The following is a 12612-nucleotide window of genomic DNA, read 5'->3' on the forward strand; positions in this document are numbered from 1 at the left end:
ATTAAATCTTTACAATTAGTTGAAATTTAAAGCACAACTATATGATAACTAACTCTTCCGTAAGTACACAGTTTTGCCAGACACAACAGTACGTACTACGTGCCCTTTTACTTTGCGTCCATCGAAAGGGGAATTTTTTGATTTACTAGCAAAGTTGTCAACTTTAATTTTCCATTCATGATCCAAATCAACTAAAATTAAGTCCGCTGCAAGGTTTTTCTGTACGCGGCCACGTGGCACATGTATGATATCTGCAGGCTTATATGTCAATTTTGCAAGCACATCAAGTAGACCCATTTGTCCACTGTGATATAGTTCAAGTGAAATGGGCAGCATTGTTTCAAGGCCAACAATACCAAATGCAGCATTTTCAAGTGGAAGATCTTTAGAACTAAGATCATGCGGAGCATGATCGGTTGCAATACAATCAATCACACCTGTCTTTAAACCTTCAATCATAGCTAAACGATCTTCCTCTGTACGCAGTGGCGGATTCATTTTTGCGATTGCTCCATGTTGCTTTACTATATCTTCAGTTAAAGTAAAGTGATGAGGAGTTACTTCACATGTAACATTTAACCCCAAATCTTTCGCTCGTTTAATAGCATCAAGTGAATCTTTTGAAGAAACATGTAAAATATGATAGTGTACATTTTCTATGTCCTTCATTAGCAGTATATCACGAGTTACCATAACCGATTCTGATGCACTCAAGATTCCCTTTACTCCCAATTCTTCAGAAATCTTACCCTCATTAATTGCGCCACCAGCAGATAGATTTAAATCTTCTGCATGTTGAGCAATAGGAACACCAAGCATACTTGAATAAAGCAGTGCCTGTCTCATAATCATTGGATTCATAACTGGCATACCATCATCGGTGAACCCAACCGCACCTGCTTCCTTTAAAAGCGCCATTTCAGTTAATTTTTCTTCCGAAGTGGTAATTTTGGCGTAAAATTCAACATTCACATGTGAAGTTTCAAGTGCTCTATATTTCAAATATTTAGCCAAGACAACACTATCAATCGCTGGAACAGTGTTTGGCTGACAAACTACGGTTGTAACGCCTCCTGCAGCCGCAGATTTGCTGCCTGTATGTATAGTTTCTTTATGCTCTTGACCTGGTTCACGAAAATGTACGTGAATGTCAATAAGGCCTGGCATTAGAACAAGCCCTTCACAGTCTATTGTTTCATCAACCCCACTTGTTGAAAATAATGATTTACCAAAATCAATAATTTTATCCCCTTCAGTCAATAAGGAACCTTTTATATCAAGTTTAGTTTCCGGGTCAATAATACGAGCATTAGTATACGCAATTTTATAGCCTTCCTTTTGGCCTTTCTGCAATAAATTCCAAATCATATTTGAGTATCAATTATAAAATAAATCTAAAGTTTTTTTAGTAAAACACAACCAAATTAAAGTGATGGTATAATAACTAGCAATGAAGGATATTTAAATTAATACTCAAGCAGCCGTTCTATTCTATAAATATCATTTTCGATTTTGACATTATCAAGTGCTGTGTTTGCCTTATACGCACAGTAACATCCTACTGCATGAAAAGTTAATGCAGCAGCAAGCGAAACACACATTGCTAAATGAACCATTGTTAAACTTGTGGGAGTGTTAAACAAACTTGTACCAACAGCAAATGCTCCAAATAATACAAAAGAAACAGAAGAATAATTACCTTGCCTTTTACTGTAAGTTCTTGCTTTCAAGAATTTTTCACTTAGCTCTTCATTCTTGCTTTCAAATTGCTTCTGTAGACTCTTCTCTAGTACTTCACTTTTGTTTTCAATTTCTTGCAGCTTTGTCTTTAAGTCGTTATTTTCATTTTCGCGTTGCATTATTTGATCAGTGAACGATTGTCTTGCATCATTCAGCTGCCCTTCCAATTGATTGTTTTGTATAGTCATTTGATCTACTTGATCTTTTAGCTTTGCAATCTCTTTTTTCTTCTTTTCAAGCTGAACTCTTGCTTCATTAGATTCTTTGCTAAGTTGCATGACTTTACTAGTTTCTTCAGCTAGTTTTTGCTCTGATTCTACAAGTTGAACTTCTGTTTGCTCACATTTCCCTTCAAGCTCCCTTGCTTGACTAGACAAATTACTATTTTCCTGTTCAAGTTGAGCTTTTACTTCCCTTAGCCCTCCCTCACTCTCTCTGAATTGAGCTTTAGCATCCCTCAGCTCTTTTTCTGCAAATTCTACCTTTTCTTCTAGCTTAATTTTTGCTTCCTCAAGTTTCTCCAGTCGATTAGCCAGATTACTATTCTTTCTTTCTAATTCAGCATTTGTTTCCTTAAGTTCCTTTATAGTATCATTAAGCTTAGTTACTTTTTTAGTCTGTCCATTCAACTCTGCTTTCTTTTTTGCAAGCTGATCTTCTATCCTTCGTAGTGCTTCAGTAAGTTTATCTACTTGATCACTAAATTTACTAGCCTTCTGTTGTTCTTGTGTTAACTTTTCACTTGCACCTTTACGCTCCTGTTCTAACTGAATTTGTGCGCTCTTAAATTCCTCAGTTTTTTCAGCCAAACTTTGTTGTATATTGTTTAATCTTTCCTCTAGTTGAGTTTTGTCATTAGTAAGTTGAGTTACTTCTTGTTTTCCTTGTCTAAATTTCTTTTCTAAATTTGGAGCATATTCAATTGGTATTTCAGAAAGCCTAATGCCTTTATTTTCTTCCTTAACTTCTTCAAAAAATTCCTTATCATCCACATCTACATATGACAAAATTGCATGGTAAAATAGGCCAACAATGTAAGCAATATGACGATACTTAGATGCGTTGTTAACTGATTTAAAATTCTCCCGCTCTACTTTCTGAACAAGGTTATAATAGGTATCAATTTTATGGTAATGTGGTTCTAAATACTCCAGAGTTTTACCCGTTTCCAGCTTCAATGGTTTACCGACGTGTTTATAATGCATACCAGCATTACCATGTGGTAGACATGGTACTGGGTCTGATTGACAAGCTACTCTAATAGTCTTATTTCCAAGACACTGATTATAAACTTCAGCAGCACCATTGTAGAACACTCTTGGAGAGCCAAAAGTTGCAACATGAACATCTTCGGCATCTTCTGTTTTATTAAGACATAAAGCAGCTATACTAGCAAGAGCACCCCCCATGCTATGACCTGTAACATTAATTTTCAAATCTTTGATTGCTAATCCTTTATCATTAGCATGCCCTTTTAATATCTTATGCACACTGGGTCAAGAGCGTTTGAATAAAGAGTAAAAACCAGAATGGACACGATGATCTTCAGGTAAAAATGACAATTTAGCTAAAGATGCACGAAGATCTTCCTTTACATCATTTAAATCACGAGTGCCGTGATAAGTTATAGTTACTTCATTATTTTTAATAAAAACATAACCAGCATCTCGATTGCATGAATTGCTACCTGTTAAAGCATAGCCAACACCGCGCTGCTCTAATTTATAATCAGTATCTAAGCAATACTTGTCTTCAATGAGTTCATTATCGTAGAATTTTATAATTTGATAACCTTCTTCTTCAAACTGTCTTTTAGTTTTGTATTCATCTTTCTTTAACTTTCTGTCCTCATTACCATAGGAAATTTTACTAAAAGTACACATTTCTCGTAATTGTTCTTTATTAAATCCTGCAATTTGTCCTTTTATCAGATCAGCAAGATCAGAAGCATCGTTTAACTCAGCTTGTTCTTCGTTTAAACCGAAAACTTCGCATAAAGCAGCATGATCTAAATCAGGTTCTTTACTTAAAGATTCTATTAAATTCTTGTATATTTTACTTATATCAGAGCAAGAATTATCTGTGTTACTAAAAAATGGTCTTAACTGTTCAAGAGCATTTCTGCATTGCAGCAGTTGTGTTAAAAGTCAATAGAAAAATTGATGTAGCTGTGAATAAGTACTTAAAATTTGTGTGGGCGTACTTATTCACAGCTATGCTATTACTATATAGAAACAGTTTTAGGGCTATACTCCTCAGTAAACAGTCTACCGTCTCTTACTAAAGAGTTAGCAAGGATAAGTAATTTTCTCATTGCAGCAGTAGAAGCAACTTTATATGGTTTTTTATATTGATTGTATAGCCTATCAAAGAAGATTTTTATATAAGAATTGTACCTTTGCGCACTAAGAATGCACATATGTAAAACCTTTCTAATTTGTGATCTACCACCCTGAATACACCTTTTTCCCTTACTAAAACCACTATCTCGATTAAAAGGTGCAACTCCGGAAAGGCTGGATATTTCTTTATGTTGGAGAGTTCCAAGCTCGGGTAGATAACAAATAAAAGTAATAGCTGTTATTGCACCTATACCAGGTATACTAGTTATTGACATATACTTTTTTTTAAGCTCTTGATTTTTATCGACTAATTCCATTACCTCATCTTCTAAGACTTGAATTTGATTTTGTAAAACTGCAAGTAGCTCTTCCATTTGTTTGATTATAGATAAATCGGTTACTTGATGAGCTTGGGTTTTTTGTATTTTTGCTATTTCTACTAGTTGATTCCTGCGAGATAATTTTTGCTTCAAACAGTCAATACTACTAACTTTTAAAGGAGTGACACGCATGTCTGTATTACTAACATAACGTGAGATGATGCTACAGTCTATTTTATCAGTTTTAGTAGCAATACCAAGGCTTTTTGCATAATCTCTCACCCATCTTGGTTGAATGACATATACTTCAAAACCATGGCTTAATAAAGTATAAGCACATAATTTTTCGTACCCACCAGTTGCTTCAAGTCCAACTTTGGTTACGTTATGTAAACGCAAAAAGTCGATTATTTGATCAATAGCTTGAACGTTATTTTCAAATACTTTATGATGTCCAAGTGGATGAATATGGATATCTAGTTTATTTTTGCTAATATCAATGCCAGTAATAATATTTGATAAATTCATAATCCCTCCATAAATAATGTGTATACTGCATTTTCCACCCTTATATACGAGCCTAAAAGCTCAACCAGTTGTTCGGAACTTTCAGTATAATAAACCAGAGAGGAGAACCTTGCTGCAAAACGGTCCTTATGACCAAGAGTATGTACGGTTCCTCCTCTCTGCGTGTCTTTATACCGCCATTTCGTGACATTTATAAAGACTTGTTTTTAACATATAAGAGTATGTACGGTTCCTCCTCTCTGCGTGTCTTTATACCGCCATTTCGTGACATTTATAAAGACTTGTTTTTAACATATAAGTTTGTGTTTTACTTAAAAGTAATTCTAAAGCTCGAAGTGGTTTGTTCACCTCTTTATAATCAATCTTCTCAAAGCCAATGCTAATGGAATTCATTGAATTTTCAGCGGCAATCGATCCATTGAAAGAAGTATTATCAGGAGGAGCCATATTTTTTACCTACTATAAGCTTAACTTATATTAGTATGACACTAATTAACCATTTAGTCAAAAAAACAGTAATCGGTGTCAACAGTAATTTAATTATTTACTATTTTTTAATAGCACTTAAGAATGCATTGCCAGACACTTAATCCACTCTACTGAGCTTAGGGCTTTTATTCGTGACAACCACTGTACCTGCAATCTTATCGTGCCAAGTTTGGCAACGTTTGTCGAAATTTGACCATATGAAACCCAAGAATAATGGTGCAGTTGACAATATAAAGGAAAAAAACCTCTTTATTGCTTGTTTTAGAGTCAATTTTTCAAAAGTTTGTGCACTCACAACTCTAAGCCCAAGTAATAACTTTCCAGGTGTAGCACCAAACCTTATCCACATATATGCCACATAACTAACAAGCATAATGAATTGAACTATTTGATTTAGAATTAGTAACTTGATTAGTTTACTCTGCATTGCTGTTTCCTCTGCAGATAATGGCACCTGCATTTGATATTTTGAGGCAATTTGGCCTAATATTTTACTGCTCTCTGAGCTCATAAATAGTTGATTTAAGGCCTGACCGCAGAATTGCAAAAATAAAACGATGATAATTAAATCAAATAGCACTGACAAATAGCGTCTAAGTCCCGTTACGTAACATATTCCATTTTCATCTTTCTTTACCCTTTGAATAGCATTTATAGAAGAAAGAATGGAAAATAGACGATTAAAAAACTTGTGTAACATAAAGCACTTTCCAATGTTTGAGTGCCCCTGGCCGGACTTGAACCAGCATGCTTTTGCAAGCAACAGATTTTGAGTCTGCCGTGTCTACCATTCCACCACAGGGGCCTGCTTTAATGCTATAAGCAACACATGATTAGTCAAATTTTTTTTCTCTTTTAAGTGAAGACTGAATATTCTACAATAATCAATCATTACTCTGAAAACTTAAAATGAATGAATTAGCTAATCTTATTGATTCAAGAGAAGAAATATGTAAATTGCCACATAATTTAGAAGCAGAGCAAATGCTCATTGGTGCAATGATTCGAGATAATAGAATTTGTGATGCAGTTGAAGACATAATCACAGCAGATAATTTCTATGATCCACTACATCAAAGCATTTTTACCCAGATATCTAAAACCAGAAAACACGGCATAGTTGCCAATGAACTAAGCCTTAAGATGTTTTTTGAAAATGATAAAGCATTTGCCGAATGTGGTGGAGTTGAGTACCTAGCAAAACTTGCAGCAAAGGCAAGCATTGCGCTTGATATCTATAGCTTGACCAGAATAATCCGTGATACTTATTTAAGGAGATGCTTAATCAAGCTCGGGCAGGAGATAGTTGACGATAGTTACAACTACGACATTGAAAATCCTGCACAGTTACAAATTGAGCAGGCAATGACAAAATTGTTCAACTTAGCAGTAAAAAAGCAAGGTGATAAGACATATATAAAGCTTGCAAGTTCAATTAAAGATGTGGTTGAGAAGATCAGCAAGCTGAAGAATAACCCAGAGGCTCTAGGTATTACAACCGGACTTCAAGATCTAAACCAGCTTCTTGGTGGTTTGCAGAAATCTGATCTGTTAATTATAGCTGCAAGGCCCTCAATGGGAAAGACAGCATTGGCACTGAACATCGCACTTAACGCTTGTAAGATTTTGCAAAAAAGAACAGATAAACAACACTACGTAGCTTTTTTCTCACTTGAAATGTCAGCAGAGCAATTAACCGCAAGATTGATTACTATAGATTCAGGCATTGGTTATTATAAGGCACTGACTGGGAGAATTAGTGATTTTGAATTACATGAATTCATTAATGCTAGTACAGATCTATCAGAATTACCTTTCATAATAGACGATACTCCTGCTCTATCAATTAGTGCCCTTCGTACCAGAATACGACTGCTATATCAACTATACAATGTAGAGGTGGTATTTATCGATTATCTGCAATTAATTCGAGGAACAACAAAAAGGAGTAGTGAAAATAGAGTGCAAGAAATCTCAGAAGTGACGCAGGGTTTAAAAGCAATTGCAAAGGAACTAAATATTCCCATTGTTGCACTATCACAGCTCTCTCGTTCTGTTGAGCAAAGGGATGATAAAAAACCACAACTTTCTGATTTACGTGATTCAGGAAGCATAGAGCAGGATGCGGATATAGTAATGTTCCTCTATAGAGAAGAATATTATGAATTAAGAAAGCAACCAAATGAAGGAAGTAATAAACATCGAGAGTGGCAAGAGAAAATGGAGAAAATTAGAAATATTGCAGAGCTGATCATTGCAAAACAAAGAAACGGGCCAATTGGCAGTGTGAAGCTACATTTTGACTCCAATAGAGGTGCATTTAAAGATTATACAGAAAGATATAGTCTGTAGCGGTTTTGAGTAATTCTGGAAGTGTTTAACAAACCATACGTGCCAAATTAAGAAGCTATCGTGAAACATAGCAATATTTAAGATTGGCATTTTATTTGTTACATTTATTTTTTTAGGAAATTCTTATCTAGGATAAGATAATCTTTTAGAAAGATCTATAAATTACTAACCTTATTACTTAATATATAAAATAGTTTTTTCTTATTTCCTTTCTTCCTTACGCCACTTTTTCTTAACTTGATGCGTATGGTTTATTTAACACTTCCGATATACAACTAAAAAATAGCAAATTCTCTATAACTTGAATATAATTTTAGCTTTACCTAAACAGAAAGATGAATTACTTAATGGATTTTGTTTTAATATCTCTTTCCTTGCCACTTTTTATTACTGAGAATTATTTGTTAATTACTGCGTTGATCCCACTTTTAAGTGCATTAGCTATTTCTTTTACTAGTAAATGGCCCAGAGTGAACAATAGCATTACTGTTGTTTCTTCTATGCTTCTATTTGCGTATACATCTCTATGCACTTTATATTTGGTGTATGGTGATCATTCTCAATTTATTCTCATGGACTTTGGTAATAATTTGCATATTAGTTTAAAGTTAGAGTCTAGTGGAGCAATATTCAGTTTATTAATATCATTTTTGTGGGTACTAACCAGTATATATGCAATATGTTATATGCGAAATAACTATGCTGATAGTAACTACTCGAGTTTTCTATGCTTTTTTTCAATAGCGATTAGCTGTGCAATGTTTATTGCTTTTTCTGGAGATTTGCTCACTACATTTGTCTTTTACGAGCTTCTAACTATTAGTACATACCCTCTGATTACTTACAATTCAACAAATGAATCAGTAATTGCAGGACGCTATTACTTTGGTTTACTATTTTTCTCTTCTTTAGTGTTATTTTTTCCTGCAATAGGCCTCTTATATAATGAATTCCATACTTTAGACTTTGTAAGAGGTGGAATATTCAAGTTTGATACTTCGTTCATAACTTTTATTGCAGTGTGTTTTGCTATGCTGATTTATGGAATAGGAAAAGCTGCATTAATGCCAATGCATTTTTGGTTGCCAAAAGCAATGGTTGCACCAACTCCTGTAAGCGCACTACTACATGCTGTTGCTGTTGTGAAATCAGGAGTGTTCATCATCATCAAAGTTATATTATACACTTTTGGCATCGATAATATGCAACGTTTTGCACAGCAAAGTTGGTTTGCTGGAGGATGGCTTCCGTACGCTGCTGGATTTACTATTATTACTGCATCGTTAATTGCATTAAAGCAAAAGGAATTAAAGAAATTGCTTGCTTATTCTACTATCTCTCAGTTGTCATATATTATATTGTTCGCTTCAATTTTTAGTGAATTTAGCATGAGGATTGCAATTTTTCAATTAGTTTGCCACGCATTTGCAAAAATCACTTTGTTTTTCACTGCTGGAGCAATAATAACGAAAACAGGTGAGAAATACATAGATAGAATTCACGGTATAGGACGTAGTATGCCAATTAGTATGATAGCATTTACTATAGGTGCATTGTCCATGATAGGGGTACCACCTGCTCCGACTTTTTGGAGCAAATTTTTCATTTTTCAAGCTGTTTTTAACTCTAGTAATGTAACACTTTCTGTATTTGTAGCTCTGGTGTTAATTGTCAGTACTATACTCAACGCTCTATACTTCTTACCGATAATTTACAATGCCTTTTTCTTAAAACCTTCTAGAAATTATTTTATTAAAAAGACACCAATGCTTCTAATTTTACCTCCAGTTGTTACTGCTGTATGCACTTTAGTTATTTTTTTAGCTACCAAGTAATTTTTTAAATGTAATCACCTGTATTTATAGCCGTTAACAATAAATTTAAATGGTATTATACCAGTTAGAGTTGCTTTCATGTTTGATAAAGTAAAGCTAACCTCCACAGCATAGTCTTTCATTTTCTTATTTTGCTCAGCTGCAAAAAGTACAGTGGCATTTCCAGCAAATGTAACTAAGTCCTTGATCGATCGGTCAATAGATAGTGTTGTTACGTTTGTGTTGGTAATTTTTCTTGTGGATGAAACAGCTTCATTGTTTACTTTTTCCTGAAAGTCTTGATAGATTTTATATATAGAATTGTTTTTTATAAAATTTTCTTGATACTTTGATTCAACGATCTGAGAGGACTCGTATGCTTCAACGTATTGACTTACCAAGTACCTTGCTATGGAAGTGTATTCATCTTCTTTTTCACTAAAACTAAGTTTATGTATTGTAGAAAACTCATCTTCTGTGTGGTTCGTGTACTTCACAAAATTTAAATCTTTTTTAACAGGAAGTAATAGGTATATGTTTAGTAATGATAAAAATAAACATACTAAGAGAAGTAACGCTATTAACGCCATCCAAGATCTTTCTACAACGCAGAACAGGTATCTGTGGCAATACCATTCTACTGCTTTCCTGAAATAACTTTTGTTTTTTACTGATTCAACTTCCATAACCTAATTATAATAACTCTAAAAAAACTTTAAAATATGTCTAAATTTTCCAAAAAAGGATGAATGACTATATCACCTTGTTCCGCAATAAGGTAGAATTTGTTGATTTTGCTCACATCTAAATTTATCATTTTTACATTGAAGCTTTCAGGATCATAAGTATTACTTTCTGCACTTTTGTGATAATTATAGTAGTGTAATTTATTTTCATCATCAAAATAACCAAATTCATCAGCAAGGGTTCCCACTTTTCTGCCTTTACCGTCTCTGACTAGCTCAAATAGATCAATTACATGGTTTTCAGATCCAGGCTCAATAAGACCTCCTACAGCAAAAAATTTAGGTGCATGACCAACATACTCCTTAAATTTTAGATTATTAGTCTTTTTTACACTACCAAAATCCACGAATTTATATTCATCTGAAAGATCAGAATATTGTGGATCATACTTTTTATATTCAAAAAACTCATTACCCAAAAAATTACAAAACGTTAGTTTATAGTCATCATGATTGAGTTTAATAACTTTAAGATAATGAAAATCTCTAGGAATCTTTACTTCCTCTTCCGTAATATGATTACGTACAACAAGCTCATCATTGAGCATATGATAGCCAATTTTTGGCAAAGTAGCTATATTGATTGACTTGTTTAGCTTAAAATTTGCTTCATAAATGCCGCTTAACAACTCCTTTCCTTTTTCTAGGGTTACGTCTTGATCTGAATCTATATTCTTAATTAAACTCAATTCTTTCTGCATGTTCAATATGGTTTTCGTCAAAACTTCTATTGATTGCCATACAGTTAATTTATTATCATTCAAGTTATATACTTTCAGTATTAAATTAGCATAATTTTATCATAAATTTATGTTAAAAGTATTACACTTTTGTGTCACGATATTAACTACATTAGCTAAAACATGTTTTTTATCTAAGCGAAATTGCTTTGCAGCAACGAAAAGTTCATCTATTTCTTTCCACTGACTTAGCAGAATTTCAACATTATTTACTTCTTTCTTTATACTTTCTAAAATGAAGGTTTGAATTATATGTGACGCTAGTTCTAGATCAATTTCACTATTAATTATTTTGCTAATTATATCAGAATCATTGAGATTACGGAAAAGCGTGTAAAAATACTTATGTGTTTCATAAGCACCACTGTTTATTGCATCTATTATTGCTCCTGGAGTTCCAGGGAATAAATTCATGGTTTCATTAAATATTTTATCGTCAAATTTACATTGAGATGCAACAACTTGCTTTGTTTCATCGTAAGTTAATGGAAGTAAATTCAGCTGAAAACACCTACACCGGATGGTGGTTTGTATATCATATGGTTTATGGCTAATTATAAGTATTTTAGAATTTTGTGGCGGCTCCTCTAATATTTTTAATATTGCATTTTTAGCATTATTAGTCATTGACTCTAAGCTATCTATTATAGCTATTTTATATTCTGATTGAATGGGACTTAAGTGCAAAAAGTTTTTCATTTCTCTCACCTTTTCCACTCCTATTGTATCACCTTCAACAATTCGTAAGTCTAATGCTACTTCATCATAATTTTTGACAAGAAACCAATTAGAAAAGGATTTTGCGAATGTCGCTTTTCCTATACCTTTTTTACCACAGACCAGCCAAGATTGAACAGATAAGTTGTTCATTATCCTTTTTTTTGCTTGGGTGTGGCCTATCACTTTTTTCATTCTTTCTCCTATAGATCTTAGCTTGAAAATGCGTTATTTATTGTTTGCAATGAAATTTTGCCTTTTCTTAAAACCTTAATCTTATCTCCAGTTAAGTCAATAATAGTAGATTCTATACCAGAAACTAATTCATCATCTTCAATTACTGCAGATAAGTGTTGCTTAATAGACTGAGGTATATCTCTTGCTTTGCATATACTTTTTTCTCCTGAAATGTTAATACTAGTTGCAACTACTGGAGTTTTCAGTTCATTTAATATTGAAATCGCAATAGGATGATCAGGAATTCTTATGCCTATACTATCTTTAAAGCACTCATTTGGTAATATACTGTTATCTTGAAGTGGTAAAATATAGGTCATTGGTCCAGGAGAAAAATAGTTTATTAAATCGATATACTCTTCCTTTACCTTTGCTATATTTATCAAACTATCAATATTACTAACAAATACAGAGAGCGGCTTGTTTTGAGAACGCTTTTTTATTCGATATATTTTTTCTATAGATTCCTTACCTAGCGCATTACAAGAAAGAGCATATACTGTCTCTGTTGGAAAGCATGCTAACAAATTATTTTTTATTGCATTTATTACTTCAAATACCATATAGCTAAAACTTATGTCTACAAT

Annotated in this window: 12 protein-coding genes and 1 tRNA gene; 2 read left to right on the forward strand and 11 right to left on the reverse strand. The window is 33.4% G+C overall.

The window, feature by feature from the left end:
* Window positions 1-48 precede the first annotated feature (48 nt).
* The 7 genes from EJB00_RS03970 to EJB00_RS04005 form a co-directional block, all read right to left on the reverse strand.
* Complete coding sequence (locus EJB00_RS03970; RefSeq protein ID WP_015588591.1) at window positions 49-1368, reverse strand: dihydroorotase; 1320 nt, start codon at window positions 1366-1368, stop codon at window positions 49-51.
* Window positions 1369-1466: 98 nt separating this feature from the next.
* Window positions 1467-3230, reverse strand: a complete 1764-nt coding sequence (locus EJB00_RS03975) for a lipase family protein (RefSeq protein WP_225416241.1) — start codon at window positions 3228-3230, stop codon at window positions 1467-1469.
* Window positions 3231-3236: 6 nt separating this feature from the next.
* Window positions 3237-3623 carry an alpha/beta hydrolase family protein gene (locus EJB00_RS06445; RefSeq protein WP_225416242.1) on the reverse strand — a complete coding sequence of 129 codons (387 nt, stop codon included), beginning with the start codon at window positions 3621-3623 and terminating at the stop codon, window positions 3237-3239.
* A 341-nt stretch (window positions 3624-3964) separates the two neighbouring features.
* Window positions 3965-4930, reverse strand: a complete 966-nt coding sequence (locus EJB00_RS03985; protein ID WP_135352759.1) for an IS110 family RNA-guided transposase — start codon at window positions 4928-4930, stop codon at window positions 3965-3967.
* 249 nt (window positions 4931-5179) lie between these two features.
* A complete protein-coding gene (locus EJB00_RS03995) occupies window positions 5180-5377 on the reverse strand; it encodes a hypothetical protein (protein WP_041581382.1) in 198 nt (65 codons plus the stop codon).
* Between the two features lie 139 nt (window positions 5378-5516).
* Entirely contained in the window at window positions 5517-6119 is a 603-nt protein-coding gene (locus EJB00_RS04000; protein ID WP_015588442.1) for an RDD family protein, read from the reverse strand.
* Window positions 6120-6141: 22 nt separating this feature from the next.
* Window positions 6142-6224: transfer RNA gene (locus tag EJB00_RS04005), tRNA-Leu, on the reverse strand.
* 104 nt (window positions 6225-6328) lie between these two features.
* Between EJB00_RS04005 and EJB00_RS04010 the strand changes: the two genes are divergently transcribed.
* Window positions 6329-7771, forward strand: coding sequence for a replicative DNA helicase (locus EJB00_RS04010; RefSeq protein WP_015588441.1), 1443 nt, complete (start codon window positions 6329-6331; stop codon window positions 7769-7771).
* A 347-nt stretch (window positions 7772-8118) separates the two neighbouring features.
* Window positions 8119-9606, forward strand: coding sequence for a proton-conducting transporter transmembrane domain-containing protein (locus tag EJB00_RS04015; RefSeq protein ID WP_135352705.1), 1488 nt, complete (start codon window positions 8119-8121; stop codon window positions 9604-9606).
* 14 nt (window positions 9607-9620) lie between these two features.
* Here the strand turns inward: EJB00_RS04015 and EJB00_RS04020 are convergent, their stop codons facing one another.
* The 4 genes from EJB00_RS04020 to EJB00_RS04035 are packed head-to-tail and all read right to left on the reverse strand — an operon-like array spanning window position 9621 to window position 12588.
* Complete coding sequence (locus tag EJB00_RS04020) at window positions 9621-10271, reverse strand: VirB8/TrbF family protein (protein ID WP_015588439.1); 651 nt, start codon at window positions 10269-10271, stop codon at window positions 9621-9623.
* Window positions 10272-10300: 29 nt separating this feature from the next.
* Complete coding sequence (locus tag EJB00_RS04025; protein ID WP_041581380.1) at window positions 10301-11095, reverse strand: hypothetical protein; 795 nt, start codon at window positions 11093-11095, stop codon at window positions 10301-10303.
* 36 nt (window positions 11096-11131) lie between these two features.
* Window positions 11132-11983: a DNA polymerase III, delta' subunit gene (locus tag EJB00_RS04030; RefSeq protein WP_015588437.1), complete on the reverse strand. Its 852-nt coding sequence runs from the start codon at window positions 11981-11983 to the stop codon at window positions 11132-11134.
* Window positions 11984-12000: 17 nt separating this feature from the next.
* The gene (locus EJB00_RS04035) at window positions 12001-12588 is read right to left on the reverse strand and encodes an L-threonylcarbamoyladenylate synthase (protein ID WP_015588436.1); all 588 of its coding nucleotides are present in this window, start codon (window positions 12586-12588) and stop codon (window positions 12001-12003) included.
* Between the last annotated feature and the right edge of the window lie 24 nt (window positions 12589-12612).

It is taken from the genome of Wolbachia endosymbiont of Drosophila mauritiana, from assembly GCF_004795975.1.
GTDB lineage: Bacteria > Pseudomonadota > Alphaproteobacteria > Rickettsiales > Anaplasmataceae > Wolbachia.